We start from the raw sequence: 17,286 nt of genomic DNA, 5'->3' as shown, positions 1-17,286 counted from the left end.
GTTTTGAGCAAAAAAGAGGATCGACCTGAGAAGTAATGTTAAGTGCGAATATGATATTTCAATCTGACATCGTAGCGCTTATATCGTTACACGATATGGCCAAACACTTAGACGATACAGCCAAAAAGAACGGTTTTTTTGTGTATTTAACACAAAACTATTATTCTATATGGTGTGGTTTGGGCGGGGATACTTTGTGTAACTGCCCCATATATCACAATTAGATCACGGTTCGCGGGTCTTTTTGAAAAGGCTTGCCCATTAGTTAATACAATTCGAGTATATGGAGAGATATTTAATTTTAATTGTCCATCACTACTCTCCAACTGATTATTAAAATAATCTACTTTTACATTCTGATATGGACTATCTTTTACCATGACAAGTGCTTGATATTGTGGAGGGTAAATAAGAATAGCAGGTGCATTCCCATCATAATATCCAGTTACGCGATCTCCTATTGCCACCATTACATGATCTACAAAGTAAGTTGAAGGTGATACTACAAAATTTACTATTGCTCCCGATTCGTTTTCAATAGATATTAATTTATTACAGCCTTCTCCTTCACCTTCTTGGCCAGTATAAAAATCACTAATCATAGTGATAGTTCCACGGAAAGAATAAAAATTTGTCATACACATACCTCCAATGCTTAAAACCTCTAAAACAGCAGGTGATTTCTATGTACAATATGTAGGTTAATACCTAAAGGACTGTGTAGATACCCATTAAGGTTAGAAAATGTTCAGTAAGCTATGAGTAAGAGAGGTAAGTGTGACAAAATGGACAAATACTAAATATATCATTAGGTTTTTTAAGGTAGGCACACAAGGTGTTTTTTTTAAAAGGAGGGGATTATACTGTTTGAGCTTTTGCCTTTAATGTTTGAGCGGGCAGGCATTCTCGTCATGGTGGCTTTTTACTTTCTAGAATGAAATCATTTCGTCAAATTGTTCATCAAGAGCATGATAGAAAAGAGAAAATCCGTGTTACAACATACTGAATGCGGTACTATCAGTGATCATGCTGGTTCTCGGTGTCATTATTTTGGTGGCGGCTGTGAAAATATGGGCGGAAATATGGAACTCACCAAGCAGACAGATGGAAAAAGCGAAATCTGCATAGCATTTACTATCAAAACAATCAAACTTGTTTAACGCCGCCACATTTTTATTTGGCGGTTTTTTTAATGAGTACAAAACTACTAGATAAAAAATGTGATGGCGATTACTTGGTATAAATTTATGTGAAATAGACGTATCGCTAATAATAGCTTCGAAATCATATAAAAGCGGCAAATAGACTTCTATAGCTTCATATCGTCAGGCGATATGACTTGCAAATACATAAAAAAACCCTCATATTTAAAGGAAAGGGAGGTGCGATATGCGACGCGATATACAACCGAATGAACGAGCTTACTCTTCCAAGGAAGTGGCAGAAGAAGTTGGGATTGCAACTCCTACTGTTCGAAAGTATGGACAAATTTTAGAGCGGAATGGATATGAGTTTTTAAAAGACGGTGATCGCCGTATCTTTGTTCAATCTGACATCGAATCACTTATAGCGCTCCGCGATACGGACAAGCCTTTGGATGATACAGCTAAAGATCTTGTCATTCAGCAGAAAGAAAGATTAGAAGATACAAATCAAACCGATATAGCGCTACCCGATACATATGAAAATTTACCACAAGACCCTAATCAATTAAAAGAGGTCTTAATGGTTTTAGCTAATGAACTCGCGGCTACTCGTGAAATGAATGCCCAGCTGACAAACGATATGTCACAGCTTAAAATAACGGTTTCCCGACTGCAGCAAGATCATCATGTTATTGGAGCTACTGTTGGAAATGCAGCGCAAAAAACGAATGCGAAAATCGAAAAATTAACCGAGCAGCAAAAAAATCATTACGAAACTTTGCTGGAGCAAGAAAAACATAAAAGTGAGGTCTTGCAAAAAGAAATACAAAACTTGCGGGACGAACAAAAAACAGAATGGCGTTTACAAAATGATTTTAATAAACGGTTAGAAGAGGCGATACAAAAATCAAAGGGAAAATCGGGTGGTTTTTTCTCGTTTTTTCGAAAATAAGGTGACAGTTCTCAATTAATCACATCTATATAAGGAACGCAAATAAGCATCTGAAGCATCTGAAAGAATAGTTCAGCAGATGATCGGCGTATGCCATATCGCCGGGCGATATGTACATAACTTTGTAAAGTAAAGGTTATAGCGATAAGCGATACAGGTAAATCCCTAGATTTTAAAATCAATCTAAATTGCTGTATCGATACACGATACGTAACTTTAAATTAATGATCTCATTATTTTAGACTTTCAACATTTCCCGAGAAATATCTACAAATTATGAGTACATATCGACAAAATCACAATCAAATCCATAATTTGAACTTATATTATATACTTCATGTCTACATTATCGCTTTGATAGAGAGAAGAGCCTTAGCAGATTTGTTCTGCTAAGGCTCTTTTCATTAACGCGGATCTCTTTCTTCACCAGTAACTAAATCAATGACCTTAACTGGATTAGTTGGAGCATTATAGAATTTGCTGTTTGGTGCTGGTTTCTTATTTTCCACCCAATCTACTAGCATATCAAATGCTTGATGGGAATAAGGGAGTAATGGCTGCAATTTTTTATCAGAGTCGGTTGCTTGATTCCATACAAGACTGTCAACATGATTCCCGTTTTCTATTGTATAAAGCCGGTGCAAATCTTGTTTTCCAGCTTTTTTAACTAGCTTTTGATAGCCTTCCGCATGAATCTCAGGGAAAATAAGAGAATCGAGTGAACCCGTAATCGAGATTAATGGAACGTCGATATCACCAGTATTTGAAATCTCTTTTATGTTTTCCTTCACTTCTTTTGGACGTGTTACATAACGATAATCTTTGAATATATCATCATATGATCGGTCCCTGACGCCATTAATAAAGTTTAAGTAATTTCTCCAATCGATTCTGCCAGGAGCTTCCGGATCAAAATGGTCTCGATAAATATTAAGAGATACAAACCAATACACTTGATCATGATAAGCCCAAAGTTTTTCTGATCCCTTTGGCAGACCCGCTTTATACATTTCCTTCATTGCTTTTTCATGTTCCTTGCCTTCACCATAAAGAGCGTTTTGGGCATTGTTAACGACTGTTGTTAACGAACTGATTAAATTTGGTGTTTTTTCAGTCCATAATACGCCTTCCCAATCAACACCTCCATCAAAAAGACGAGGTTCTCCGGTTTTTTCAGGAGCATCGTTTTCGAGTGCAAAACGAACAACATATCCGCCGTTTGATATTCCCATTGCATAAGTTGGAACTTGGTGGGAATCGGTAATTAAATAGCTTGCTGGGTTGGATTGATCTTTAGGATTAATAAGTTTATCGTCGTAATTTTGCTCTAAGTAGTTTTGAGCTGCTTTTGTAATCTGACGAAACCGCATATTCCATTCCGCGACACTATCATCTTCGGAAATTAACGCGTTTTTCACTTTTGCCAACGGATCATTCGGGTCTGTTTCACCTTGAGTTCCTTTATCGACCGCTGCAAATGCAAAGCCTTTTTCTAACACAAAATCACTGAAGAGAAGATCAGTCGAGGTTTCGTTGCGTGTTGCGGGAATACCGGAAACGACCAGCTTTCCATTCCAATCGTCAGGAACTCGTATAACAAATTGAGCATCATCAAATGCCCCGGTTACCTGGTTCCCTGTAATAGGAGCAGGCGCGTACATTTTGTGCCAGCCTGTCCCTGCTGAAGCATTACCCCAGTTATAGGGAGTTAAGCCGATATTTCCGAATAAAGTAGCTTGTTGAAATTGCGAAGGGTTTTTAGTTGTCAGCCAATTGCCATTCTCCCCATTAAAATAGGTTTGTTTCAGAGAATGAGCGCCTGGTATGATCGTGTCTGTTTCTGCAGCTTGTGTACGTGTTGCTGTAAAGGCAGAAGGATCAAAGGAAAAAAACAAAGACGAAGCCATTGTAATAGCTAACATTTTTACTTTCAGATTAACCACTCTCCTAAAGTAAATTATTGTAAATTCACTTTATTTTACTTCTTTTTATCTAGACAAACATGAGCCTATTGTCATTTTTAATAAAGCACCAGATGTATATTTCCCGAATTTTCTCTTTTTTTGTAAGAAAACAAGGAAAATCATTACTCTGATGCGAATTTAAGTAGAAAGAACGTTATTACATGAAAGAGAGAGACAGAAATGTTAGAGGGGAGTCTATCATGAGTACAAAAAAAGATTATTCGTTTGAATATCACCCGCAGCTAAGAGGCGTTATTGCAAATGTAGAAAAAGTAATGGTAGGTAAGAAAAAGGTTACAGAATTAACGCTGGTTTCCTTATTAGCAGGGGGACACGTACTGCTTGAAGACGTACCTGGAGTGGGGAAGACAATGATGGTCCGGGCAATCGCAAAATCCCTCGGTCTAACATTTAACCGTATACAATTTACACCAGATCTTTTGCCATCCGATATGACAGGTGTATCGATATATAACCAAAAAGACATGTCCTTTGAATTCAGACCAGGTCCGTTAGTTGGTAATGTTGTGCTGGCTGATGAAATCAACCGTACATCGCCTAAAACGCAGTCGGCATTATTAGAGTCGATGGAAGAAAAAAGTATGACAGTAGATGGACAGACACACATGCTGCCTGATCCATTCTTAGTTATGGCGACTCAGAACCCGATCGAATATGAAGGAACATATCCGCTGCCAGAAGCACAGCTCGACCGTTTCTTAATGAAACTGACAATGGGGTATCCAACACCGGAAGAAGAGTTTAATGTGCTGAACATAATAGGAAATGAACACCCGATCCATATGCTGACACCAGCCATTTCACAAGAAGAAATTATGGAACTGAAAACGGCTGTGAAAAACATATATGTATCGGATTCGATTAAGCGATATATCGTAGACTTAATTAACCGTACACGTAATCATAAATCGATTGCTTTAGGAGTAAGTCCGCGTGGATCGCTTTCTCTGTTAAAAGCGGCACAAGCTTATGCACTATTAATGAATCGTGATTTTGTAATCCCTGATGATGTGAAATATTTGGCACCGTTTGTTCTGGTACATCGTGTGCTGTTAAAACCCGAAGCCCGTTTTGAAGGTGTTACTGCCCAAGAAGTCATTGATGAACTTTTGGCTCGTGTGCCAGCACCTATTCATAAGGAACAGCATGCGCGATGAAAGTGAAGGCAATTCTCAAATATTTTTGGGAGCGTTTTAAAACACCGATCGGGTTTTCAGGGATCATTATTTTATTACTGATTACATTTTCATTTGCTATGTTTCAGGGGGGATTCGTAAGCTGGTTCTTATTTTACAGTGTGCTCCCTGTCGTTATGTATTCCATTCTGATGGCTTTTTATCCGATACATTGGCTGAAAATCGATAGAGTCATCTCAAAAGATAAACTAATGGCTGGAGAAGAAATCACCGTTACGATTACTCTCACACGCCGAAGTAACTTTCCTTTGTTTTACCTCGTTGTAGAGGACTTAATTCCTGAGAGTTTAAAGCGGGAAGCTCGATATGACGGAAATGCCCATCAAGTTCAATCACGGATCTTGCTTTTCCCTCTTTTTCGAAAACGCCTGAAATATTCGTATACGATCAACCCGGCACCAAGGGGCTTGTTTAAGTTTGACGAAATCATGGTGAGAACGGGAGATATTTTTGGTTTTGTTTTAAAAAGTACGACTGTTTCCATTCAAGATCGTATTTTTGTATATCCGCAATATCAGGAGATCGAACGCTGGGAAACGGGGAAAATGCTTCAAACCGGCATGAAGAAAGTAGGGAAGCGGTCGTTTACTGACTATACGTCTACTGTAAGTGTGCGGGATTATGCAGCCGGCGACAAAATGAGCTGGCTTCACTGGAAAGCAAGTGCGCGCTCAAACAAACTGTTAACGAAAGTGTTTGAACAGCAGCGGAATGATGATTTTGTTGTTGTGCTTGATCATTGCGAAAAAAGCTATGGAACGAATGATTGGCTGTTTGAACGTGCCGTTTCACTTGCTGCCTCTCTCGTTCACTATTCCATCTCTAAAGGCGGATCGATCGGCTATCATCCGTTCAAAGGGAAAGGAATACAGATGAATATCGGTGTTGAACAGGAATGGCGCATTTTTCATGAACTTGCAAAAGTAAAAGCGGATGTTGAAGAAATTTTTGAAGAGCGTCTTAAGCAGGAGTATATGGTCGGATATATGGAAGGGAAAACAGCGCTGATTATCTCGCCAAGACTTACCGAGTATACTGTGAAAACACTCGAGTTGCTGAGTGCCAGACAGCAAACGAACGTTATTTTCTTTCATCTCACCTTAGATCAGAGGTTGAATGGACAGGAACTAACATTTATTAACCGAATCAGGCAGTTTGGAATTCCGACAACACCGATTATCGGTTCTGACTTTAGTGAGTCATTGAAGGCAGGTGGAATGTATGCCTCAATCTAATAATACTGAGCAGAAGCAATCGACACTGCATACGCTTGTTCTATACAGCTTAGGATTTCTTTTATTATGGGAATGGCTGAGACCGCTGAAGGACTTAACGACAACGGACGATATTCAAATCTTTGTCATGTACACCTTATTTTTATTTATCGTCACATACTTTCAGCTTCCGTTTTGGATTTCCTTTCCGGTCAAATTAGGGGCACTCTTTTACGCATTGCATTCTCTATACTTTTTTGATGTATTTCTATCCTTTAAGTGGGTTCCGTATTTAATCGATGATATTAAATTTAACTTGAACCTGCTTTCTGATCAAAAATGGAACGAGATGACTTCACTCAGCAGGTCTTTATTATTTTTCGTTTTGTTATGGCTGATCGGATATTTGATGCATTATTGGCTGATTCAGACGAGACGAATCTTTTTATTCTTTTTGATAACGGTCATTTACATTTCCCTTTTGGATACGTTCACGGTTTATGATGGGAAGTTCGCAATCATCCGGACTGTATTTGTGGGATTGCTGCTGACTGGTATATTAAGAATGATGAAGATTATAGAAACAGAAGGATTTTCTTTGTTAAAAGGAAAGTTTCCGATTTTGTGGGTAGCACCGCTCTCTGGTGTTATCGCTTTGTCATCAGCATTAGGCTATGTGGCACCAAAAGCATCGCCGATCTGGCCAGATCCTGTTCCGTTTATTAAAAACATGTCGGACAAAGGAAACGAAAAAGACGGGCCGGGTGGAAAAGGCAGCGTTTCCAAGATCGGGTATGGAACAGATGATTCGCAGCTTGGCGGACCATTTGAGTTTGACTATACGCCTATTTTTACTTCGAATGATAATGGCCGGCATTATTGGAGAATTGAGACGAAGGAATTTTACACCGGAAAAGGGTGGGAGAACAAAATTCCGATTCAAGTGATTTCATTAGATGCGAATCAGCCATCTGCCTCTCAGACAAATTACACAAGAATCTGGGAAGATGGCATTGAGATGGAGAAAAAGACAGCTACTGTTAAACCTATGGACGGAAAAGAATACCCGTTTCTGATGATCCCAGGCAAGTTAACAAAAATCGTTGCAGATCCGTCAACCGTTTTTCAATTTGACGGTGTTTCAGGAAAAACCCTTACCTTTCAAGAGGAACGGGCAGTGAAGCTTTCTGAGTATACGATGGACTATGAACTTCCTGTATTAAAAGAAGAACAAATGAAAGCGTCGACCAATCAATATCCATCCTACATTACGGATAATTATTTACAGCTGCCAAAAACGCTTCCGCAGCGGGTAAAAGACTTATCCAGCAAGATTACTGCCGATCAGCCAACGATCTATGAAAAGGTAAAAACGGTAGAAGAGTATTTTGCTAAAAACGGTTATGGGTACAATACGATCGACGTGGCTGTTCCGAAAAAAAATGAAGACTATGTCGACCAGTTTTTATTTGTAGATAAAAAAGGTTATTGTGATAACTTTTCTTCTACGATGATTGTTATGCTGCGGTCCATAGGCATTCCTGCACGCTGGGTAAAAGGCTTTACGCCTGGAACGTTTGAAGGCATGACGAAGGATGGCAAAAGAGAATACACCGTAACAAATGCAAACGCACACTCATGGGTCGAAGTCTATTTTTCAGGAATCGGCTGGGTGCCTTTTGAACCGACACGCGGATTTACAAATCCAGTTCAGCCGCAAGATGTTAAGAAAAGCAGCACGAATGCAGCTGCACCGGTCCCGAAGGAAACAAAAAAACCAGAGAAGAATTTGGATGAAGGTACAAAATCAGGTTCTAACGGTACAAAGTCTGTATCGCTCATGAAAATGATGGGTTATTTCCTTGTTGGTCTTTTGATTCTTTTAGCGTTAACAGCGCTTTTCGCCTTTTTATTCCGAAAAAAATGGCTGCGCCAATACACGATTTGGCGCTACAAACGGAAAAATGGATCAGACACCTTTGAAGAAGCTTTCGAGAAACTCCTTTGGCTGCTTCACGTGTACGGTATTAAAAGACAGCCTGCCAGCACATTAAGAGAGTACGCACTGCATGTGGATCGGTCGCTCGATTCGAAAGACATGAAAATCCTTGCGAGAGCTTATGAAGGCGTGCAATTCGGTCCAAATAAGCGAAGTGATTTATGGAACGATTTCCATCGTGAATTGTGGGAAAATTTAATTAAAAGGATCCGCCCTTGACCGCTATAGCAGGCATTGTTAGAATGTCTTTAAGATTATAGCGTCAGATCATATTCTCCTTCGTATATCCTCGATAATAAGGTTCGAGAGTCTCTACCGGGTTGCCGAAAATAACCTGACTATGAAGGCAGGATTCTTTTATAGTTGTAAATAAAGAATTCTGCCTTTGTTTTTCGTGTGAAAACAGAGGTGGGATTTTTTCTTTTATAAGGCTTTTTTCTAAATAATTGTTGCTTATGCAGGTTGATCGGAGTGTAAGGTGCGAGACTCCTGCGGGATCAGCGGGACAGGTGAGACACTTAAAGGTGCGTAGCGCCAATGTGGCTCACCGCACGCCCCGCGGAAAGCGAGCATCCTGAAACGAAGATCAACAACTTTCAAAAACAACAAAAATTGCGGAACTGCCTTTTATAAAGAAAACTTGGCTGACGCCATGCAGTTTAAGTCAGCCTTAGCTGCACTTATACTATCTGCTTTAACTTGTTTGCTGCGTCGTTTAACAATAAGTTAACAAGTTATTCTTTTTGATAGTGTAAAGAAAGACAAGCTGACGGATACTATAGCTGACAATAATAGATGGGGTGAGTACATGGACGTGACGAATGATTTGCACGTAACGAGTGAAATGATCGTGGTGTTAGATTTTGGTGGACAATACAATCAATTGATTGCACGCCGTATCCGTGATTTAGGAGTATATAGTGAGTTGCATCCGCACACGACAACGGCGGAAGAAATTAAGAAATTAAATCCGAAAGGGATCATTTTCTCTGGAGGACCGAACTCTGTTTATGCAGCGGGTTCACCAGCATGTGATGAAGCGATTTTCGACCTTGGTATTCCTGTGCTTGGAATCTGCTACGGTATGCAATTGATGAGCCACCACTTTGGCGGAAAAGTAGAACGCGCCAGCCATAGAGAGTACGGTAAAGCAGAAATCACAATTACGAATCCAAACAAACTATATGATGAGCTTCCAAAGCAACAGATCGTATGGATGAGCCATAGTGACCTTGTTGTTGCGCCGCCTGAAGGATTTGTAACAGATGCGACGAGCATTTCTTGCCCGGTTGCTGCGATGAGTGATGTATCTCGTAAGCTATATGGTTGCCAGTTCCACCCAGAAGTTCGTCATTCAGAGTACGGAACTGAGTTCTTGAAGAACTTTGTTTATGCGGTTTGTGAATGTGAAGGAAACTGGACAATGGAAAACTGGATCGAAGACGAAGTACAAAAGATCCGTGACATCGTTGGCGATAAGAAAGTTCTATGTGCCATGTCAGGCGGAGTAGACTCTTCTGTTGTTGCTGTTTTGGTTCATAAAGCAATTGGCGATCAGCTGACATGTATTTTTGTTGATCATGGTCTTCTGCGTAAAGATGAAGCAGATCAAGTTATGACAACGTTCAGCGAAGGCTTCAACATCAACATCATTAAAGTAGATGCGAAAGACCGTTTCTTAAGCAAGCTTGCTGGTGTTTCTGATCCTGAACAAAAACGTAAAATTATCGGAAACGAATTTATTTATGTATTTGATGAAGAAGCATCAAAGCTTGAAGGCATCGATTATCTTGCACAAGGTACACTTTACACAGATATCGTTGAAAGCGGTACGGCTACAGCTCAAACGATTAAGTCTCACCACAATGTTGGCGGTCTTCCTGAAGACATGCAGTTCACGTTGATCGAGCCGCTTAACACATTGTTCAAAGATGAAGTTCGTATTGTAGGTACGGAGCTCGGGATTCCAGAGCACATCGTTTGGCGTCAGCCTTTCCCAGGACCAGGGCTCGGTATCCGTGTTTTAGGCGCGATTACAGATGAAAAATTAGAAATCGTTCGTGAATCTGATTTCATTTTGCGTGAAGAAATCGCAAAAGCAGGATTAGAGCGCGATGTATGGCAATATTTCACGGTTCTTCCTGACATCCGCAGTGTTGGTGTTATGGGTGACGCACGTACGTATGATTACACAATCGGTATTCGTGCCGTAACTTCCATCGACGGAATGACATCTGACTGGGCACGCATTCCTTATGATGTATTAGAAAAAATCTCTACTCGTATCGTTAACGAAGTAGATCACATCAACCGCGTCGTGTACGACATTACATCTAAACCGCCAGCAACAATCGAGTGGGAATAGTAATATTAATAAAGGCTCATTTCTAGATTATTGTTAATTTTGGCTTATTGTTCATTCTCTTCTTTGACAAGTTGATTGGAGTGAAAGGTGCGAGACTCCTGCGGGATTAGCGGGACAGGTGAGACCCCTCGGGTGCGAAGCGCCAAGGTGGCTCACCGCCCGCCCCGCGGAAAGCGAGCATCCTGTAACGGAAATCAACCACTTTCAAGAACAGTATTAAGAAAACACGAACGATTATAGTAAAATAATATAAAAACATTCGGATAAATAGTTGACGAGCGACAAAGTTCGACCTATAATCAAAATGTAAATAAATAATAAATGATTTTCCTACGTATAATATCGGGGATATGGCCCGAAAGTTTCTACCAGACTGCCGTAAATGGTCTGACTACGAAGGATTAATGAAATGCTGGTGTATGTTTTTTGCATATGTCCGTTTCTTTAACCTTTTCGTATTCAGGCTCATGGGCACGTCCCATGAGCTTTTTTTATTATCACGTGGATATGTATAGGGGGAGTAAGAGATGGAACGGTATTTTGGCTTTAAAGAATTCAACACAACATACAGAAAAGAAGCAATAGCAGGTCTAACCACGTTTCTTTCCATGGCGTACATCTTATTCGTAAATCCAATGGTTCTCGGAGATGCAGGTATGGATAAAGGCGCTGTATTCACGGCAACTGCACTATCTGCCGCACTCGGTACATTGATCATGGGAATCATCGCTAAATATCCGATCGCGCTTGCTCCGGGTATGGGACTTAATGCGTTTTTCGCGTATTCCGTCGTTTTAGTGATGGGCATTCCTTGGCAAACCGCTTTATCAGGTGTTTTAATGTCTGGAATCATCTTTATTTTTATTACATTATTTAAGATTCGCGAAACGATTATTAACGCTATACCGCAAGATTTAAAGTTTGCTGCCGCATCAGGTATCGGTCTCTTTATCGCTTTTATCGGATTAAAAAATGCTGGCATCATCACTCAAAATAAAGCAACGCTTGTTTCACTTGGTGACTTAACACAAGGCAATACATTGCTGGCGATCTTCGGATTTGTTGTAACCATTCTTATGATGATCCGCAACATCCGCGGTGGTATTTTCTTCGGCATGATCATTACAGCGGTGGTTGGTATATTTGCAGGACTGATCGACAGCCCTCATAAGATTATTGGAGCAGTTCCAAGTTTAGAACCCACTTTTGGTGAAGCTTTCAAGCACTTTGATCAAATTTTCACTGTTAAGATGCTTGTAGTGGTTTTAACCTTCTTCATCGTTGATTTCTTTGATACAGCAGGAACACTCATGGCTGTTGCATCACAGGCAGGCATCATGAAAGACAACAAACTGCCTCGTGCAGGAAAAGCATTGCTTGCTGATTCTTCAGCGATCGCTGTTGGAGCAATCTTAGGAACATCTTCTACAACAGCTTACATCGAATCAGCTTCGGGTGTAGCAGCTGGCGGACGTACCGGATTCACTTCTGTTGTCACAGGGGCATTGTTCTTATTAGCTCTTTTCTTCTCTCCATTATTGGTTGTTGTAACACCGGCAGTAACAGCACCAGCACTTATCATCGTTGGAGTATTGATGGTAGGAGTTCTGAATAAGATCCAATGGGAACGATTAGAAATTGCCGTCCCAGCATTTTTAACATTGATCGCAATGCCGCTAACGTACAGCATCGCAACAGGTATCGCATTAGGATTCGTAATGTACCCTGTAACAATGCTAGTAAAAGGTCGCGGGAAAGATGTTCACCCGATCATGTACGTACTATTCTTCATCTTTATATGCTACTTCGTGTTCTTAGTCGAATAGAGAATTACTTACAAAAGGGATGTCCAAATTGGGCATTCCTTTTATTTGGTATAAGGAAAAAAACAAGAAAGCAAAGCCGATATAATCCATATAGATAGATGCTTTATATAAAAGTCTTCATTATAATTAATGGTTAGAAGGACTTTCAGGGGAGAAGAAGAGATGGATACGATGTGGAGTATTTGGTTTTTTGTATTAGGTACAGTTCTGGCTTCGTTTGGAGCCGTTGTCGGCTACCGCTTGCCGAAAGGGATGAAGATTGGAACTGAGCGTTCTCAATGTGATACATGTGAAAGGCAGCTGAAAGGCTATGAGCTGATTCCTGTTCTTTCTTACCTTGCGTTTGGAGGCAAATGCCGGACATGTAGAAAGAAGATCACATTTCTCTATCCAGCAGTTGAGTTATTGACGGGAGCCTTATTTGCGTTCTCTTACATAAAGTACGGATTTTCTGCGGAGCTATTAATTGCATGCTCGCTTATCTTTTTAAGCTCCATCATATTCGTTTCAGATCTTTTGTATTGCATCATTTCGGATAAAGTAATGATCGTGTTCTTTGTCTGGTTTTTTGTGCTGCTATTTATCACAGAATATCGAGGCTGGATTGATGCTATTGGGGGAGGTTTATTCGGATTCTGCTTTTTGTTTATACTTGCGGTTGTCTCCAAAGGCGGCATTGGAGGCGGAGATATTAAACTAATGGGGGTAATCGGATTAGTTTTAGGTTTTCAAGGAACTTATTTTACATTAATGATTGCATCAATTACAGGTGTACTGGTTGCAATTGTGGGACTAATGCTAAAAAAATACACGAGAAAAACAGCCATTCCCTTTGGACCCTACCTAGTAATAGGAGCAATGGTGACGTATTACTATAAAGCGGAGTTATTAGCTCTCTTATTTTCTTAAACGATTTTTACATTTTTTTATGAAGTGCAGTTATAAAATGGTAATTAAAGGGAAAGTGATAGTATTCAATTAATAGATTCATAATATAAGGAGTACTTCATGAAAAAAACAATATCGAATGCCCTGGTAGTTCTAATGATTGTTGCTATGTCTGCATGCAGTGTGGATCAAGAAGCCTCTAAACCAGCGGATGAGGAAAAGAAGGACAAGTATACGGCTCTAGCTGATGAAGCGAATAAAGGGGATCAGCTGGAAAAGTTGAAATTGCTTCCTTACGCAGATGAAGTAGATGCCACGCTATCCAGCCCCAAGTATAAAGAGTTTACCGCTAATTCTACCGTTTTAATTAAAGGGACAGCTAAAAAATACAGCGGCTTCAAGAGCAATTACGCATGGATCGAAGTAATAAGTGATGAAGATGGACCTGGCGGGCGTGAATTTAGTTATTATGCTCCTATTAAAAAAGGGAAATTCGAGAAAAAGATTAAGCTTTTTAACGGAAAAGGCAATTACTCTGTCAAAGTAAGCCTACCAAGTGATACGGCTAAAGACTATTTCTATGAACTAGCGAAGTTTGATGTAGAAAACGTAAATCCTGAAGTGAAGCGGGACATTCTGTTTACGAACATTGCATTAGAACATGGGTTAACGTTGGAAAATGGCCTCGATGGATTTATAGAAAAGGAAGGCTCATTTGAACTGAACGGTAAAGTGAAGGATGCAAGCGTAGAGAAGCTGATGGTTGAGTTAAAGAAGGATAATGAATCTACTAAAATGATCATTCCTGTTGAAGGTGGAAGTTTCTCGAAAAAAATTCCGCTTTACTATGGAAAAGGTGTACATGAAGTGAAGATCATGACACCAAAAGAAGGAGTGGCTAATTACTATTCGGAAGCAGCAACTCTTTACGTGGATAATTTATCGAATGAGAAATTCGAACCTGTTCATTATTCAGATGCTTATAAAGAAAAAGGATTCAACCTTGAAACTCCGGAAGTCGGCGGAGAAAAAACAGATGTAACATATAAGATAAAAGGAAGCATCGATCCGAATGCTCCTGACGCTGATAAAACAAATGTTGTGTTCGTAACGACGAAAAAAGATGATCTGGAAGCGATGTATGCCATTCCGGTAAATGACTATAAATTTGAAGGTGAGTTTTTTCTGCGGTTTGGACCGGGTAACTATGATGTTGCGGTTATGGTGCCAGACTTTGCGATGACGAATGGATTTGTTCAGCACTTTACAGGTGTTGCAGGATTTACGGTGGAGAACACAAATACAAAAGATCAGCAATATACGCTGCCATCAAAAGGTATTCAATCAGATGCACCACAGATTAAACGTTTAGCTGAACAATTGACTAGGAATAAGAAGACGCAAAAAGATAAAGCGTTAGCCATTTATGAATATGTCGCAAAAAATGAGAGCTATGACGTAGATAAACTGAATAACCGAACGTTTGAATTTGATGATAGTGCTTTAAAAACATTAGCAGAGAAAAAAGGTGTCTGTCAGGACTTTGCTTACTTGGCGATTGCCTTATTGCGTGCAAGCGGGATGGAAGCTCAAATGGTGACAGGCTATGCGGGCCAAAATCATGGATGGGTCGAAACAAAAGTAGATGGACGCTGGCTGACGATGGATCCGACGTGGGGTTCAGGCTACCTGCAGAACAACAAATTCGTACCAAAATTCACAATGGAATACTTTGATCCGAACCCAGCAGAGTTTAAGAAAACACACACGAAGGAAGCTGTGGAGTTTTAGGTTACTATGTATGTAAAGTCTGAGATACTAAAATTCGTCAAATAAGCAAAAAGTAAACAATAGAATTATAATAATAGTAATTTCCCGGTCTTTTTTTGAGAGACCGGGCATTTTTTCATGTTTAACTGCGAATGAATTAGTGAAAAATGTAACAAAGAAAGGCGGGACCGCTGAATGAGTTATGAAGATCTAGCATTACATACAGACAAATACCAAATCAATATGATGTACGCCCACTGGAAAAACGGGACTCATAATGGTGTTCGAGTTTTTGAAGCGTTCTTCCGAAAGAATCCTTTTAAAAGCGGTTATGCGGTTTTCGCAGGACTAGAACGAATTATTCATTATATTAATCATCTACAATTTAAAGATGAAGATATTGATTATTTAAGAACACAAGAAGAACAATATGATGAGGAGTTCCTAGCTGAACTAAGAAACTTCCGATTTTCGGGCGAGTTATATTCAGTTAAAGAAGGAACACTCGTTTTTCCGAACGAACCTCTTATTCGTATAAAAACACGTGTCTTTGAAGCACATTTGCTGGAAACAGCTTTGCTCAATTTCATGAACTACCAGACATTAATCGCGACAAAAGCAGCGCGCATCCGTCATGTTGCTCCAGACGATCAATTGATGGAGTTTGGAACAAGACGTGCCCAAGAGGCAGATGCTGCGATATGGGGCGCTCGTGCCGCGTATATTGCCGGCTTTAATGCCACATCAAATATGCGTGCAGGAAAACTATTCGGCATACCGACAAAAGGGACACATGCACATGCATGGGTTCAGGACTTTGACACAGAAGAAAAAGCATTTGAAAGTTTTGCAAAAACGCTGCCAGATCAAAGTATTCTTTTAGTCGACACATACAATACGTTAAAAAGCGGGGTCCCGAATGCGATTAAAGTGGGACTTCATATGAAAGAAGAGGGGAAATCTCTGAGAGGTATCCGTTTAGACAGCGGTGACTTAGCGTACTTATCGATTGAAGCACGTAAAATGCTGGATGAAGCGGGACTTGAAGATGTAGTGATTGTGGCGAGTAATGACTTGGATGATGATGTAATCAATGATTTAAAATCGCAAGGTGCTCAAATTACATCTTGGGGAATCGGTACCCAGCTAATTACAGCCTCAGACCAGCCTGCTCTAGGCGGAGTTTATAAAGTGGTCGCCAAGTACGAGGATGGAGAATATGTGCCAACGATTAAAATTTCTTCTAATGTTGAAAAAATAACGACACCTGGTTACAAGACGGTATACCGGATCATCAACAATAAAGGGAAAGCAGAAGCTGACTACATTACAATGGTCGGCGAGAAAATTCCTGAAAAGGACCTTAAACTTTTTGACCCGGTTCATACTTATAAAAATAAGGTTGTTCACTCATTCAAAGCAGAAGAGCTTCTGCATCCTATTTATATAGAAGGAAAGCTAGTTTATGATCTGCCTCAGCTTGATGAGATTCGCGAATATCATAGGGCTCAGCTGAAGTTGTTCTGGCCGCAGCATTTAAGAAGACTAAAGCCGCAAGAATACTTTGTTGACCTGTCTGAACAAGTATGGGAAACGAAAAACAATCTATTAGAAAAGCACTCGTTATAGCTGACTTTCGCCTCGTTTCTATCGATGAAACGAGGTTTTTTTACAAAAACTTTAAAAAGTAATTGACGGACCTCTAAAACGCTGATATAGTAGTAAACGTTGTTGCTTTTCTTACATATTTATCGACAAATACTCACACAAACTTTTAAAAAAAGATGTTGCATCACATAGTAGATATGTGGTAAGATAGTTTTTGTCGCTGCTTTAAGAGAGTGACGCGATAAAGTTCTTTGAAAACTGAACAAAAGAAATAGGTAAGGAATTAAGAATTAATTCCGTCAGTTTTAAAAACGAGCAAGACAAACACTTTTATGGAG

General features: G+C 39.9%; 11 protein-coding genes and 2 riboswitches. Of the genes, 9 read left to right on the top strand and 2 right to left on the bottom strand.

From position 1 onward, the window contains the following. Window positions 1-146: 146 nt before the first annotated feature. Entirely contained in the window at window positions 147-638 is a 492-nt protein-coding gene (locus J2X07_RS19560; RefSeq protein WP_310262809.1) for a hypothetical protein, read from the bottom strand. Between the two features lie 751 nt (window positions 639-1,389). Here J2X07_RS19560 and J2X07_RS19550 point away from each other — a divergent pair. Next, the gene (locus tag J2X07_RS19550; protein WP_310262804.1) at window positions 1,390-2,097 is read left to right on the top strand and encodes a hypothetical protein; all 708 of its coding nucleotides are present in this window, start codon (window positions 1,390-1,392) and stop codon (window positions 2,095-2,097) included. Window positions 2,098-2,501: 404 nt separating this feature from the next. Here J2X07_RS19550 and J2X07_RS19545 read toward each other — a convergent pair whose 3' ends face one another. After that, window positions 2,502-4,031, bottom strand: a complete 1,530-nt coding sequence (locus tag J2X07_RS19545) for an alpha/beta hydrolase (RefSeq protein ID WP_310262881.1) — start codon at window positions 4,029-4,031, stop codon at window positions 2,502-2,504. Between the two features lie 230 nt (window positions 4,032-4,261). Here J2X07_RS19545 and J2X07_RS19540 point away from each other — a divergent pair, with 230 nt between their 5' ends. From J2X07_RS19540 to J2X07_RS19505, 8 genes are all read left to right on the top strand, one after another. After that, complete coding sequence (locus J2X07_RS19540) at window positions 4,262-5,239, top strand: AAA family ATPase (RefSeq protein ID WP_310262801.1); 978 nt, start codon at window positions 4,262-4,264, stop codon at window positions 5,237-5,239. Beyond that, window positions 5,236-6,513 (top strand): DUF58 domain-containing protein, encoded by a 1,278-nt coding sequence (locus tag J2X07_RS19535; protein WP_310262799.1) that lies wholly within the window; start codon window positions 5,236-5,238, stop codon window positions 6,511-6,513. The genes J2X07_RS19540 and J2X07_RS19535 overlap by 4 nt, the downstream gene beginning before the upstream one ends. After that, complete coding sequence (locus tag J2X07_RS19530; protein WP_310262796.1) at window positions 6,500-8,710, top strand: transglutaminase domain-containing protein; 2,211 nt, start codon at window positions 6,500-6,502, stop codon at window positions 8,708-8,710. The genes J2X07_RS19535 and J2X07_RS19530 overlap by 14 nt, the downstream gene beginning before the upstream one ends. 40 nt (window positions 8,711-8,750) lie before the next feature. Then, window positions 8,751-8,852, top strand: a riboswitch (purine riboswitch). Between the two features lie 447 nt (window positions 8,853-9,299). Continuing rightward, window positions 9,300-10,856, top strand: a complete 1,557-nt coding sequence (gene guaA / locus J2X07_RS19525) for a glutamine-hydrolyzing GMP synthase (RefSeq protein ID WP_310262793.1) — start codon at window positions 9,300-9,302, stop codon at window positions 10,854-10,856. Window positions 10,857-11,168: 312 nt separating this feature from the next. After that, a riboswitch (purine riboswitch) is annotated at window positions 11,169-11,270 on the top strand. Between the two features lie 113 nt (window positions 11,271-11,383). Further along, window positions 11,384-12,682 carry an NCS2 family permease gene (locus tag J2X07_RS19520; protein WP_310262791.1) on the top strand — a complete coding sequence of 433 codons (1,299 nt, stop codon included), beginning with the start codon at window positions 11,384-11,386 and terminating at the stop codon, window positions 12,680-12,682. 162 nt (window positions 12,683-12,844) lie between these two features. Beyond that, window positions 12,845-13,591 (top strand): prepilin peptidase, encoded by a 747-nt coding sequence (locus tag J2X07_RS19515; protein WP_310262788.1) that lies wholly within the window; start codon window positions 12,845-12,847, stop codon window positions 13,589-13,591. A 99-nt stretch (window positions 13,592-13,690) separates the two neighbouring features. Beyond that, window positions 13,691-15,361, top strand: a complete 1,671-nt coding sequence (locus J2X07_RS19510; RefSeq protein WP_310262784.1) for a transglutaminase domain-containing protein — start codon at window positions 13,691-13,693, stop codon at window positions 15,359-15,361. A gap of 174 nt (window positions 15,362-15,535) precedes the next feature. Next, window positions 15,536-16,969 (top strand): nicotinate phosphoribosyltransferase, encoded by a 1,434-nt coding sequence (locus J2X07_RS19505; RefSeq protein ID WP_310262780.1) that lies wholly within the window; start codon window positions 15,536-15,538, stop codon window positions 16,967-16,969. Window positions 16,970-17,286 lie beyond the last annotated feature (317 nt).

Source organism: Fictibacillus barbaricus (assembly GCF_031457135.1).
In the GTDB taxonomy this organism is placed as follows: Bacteria; Bacillota; Bacilli; order Bacillales; family Fictibacillaceae; genus Fictibacillus; species Fictibacillus barbaricus_A.
This window is presented reverse-complemented; position numbering and strand designations above follow the sequence as displayed.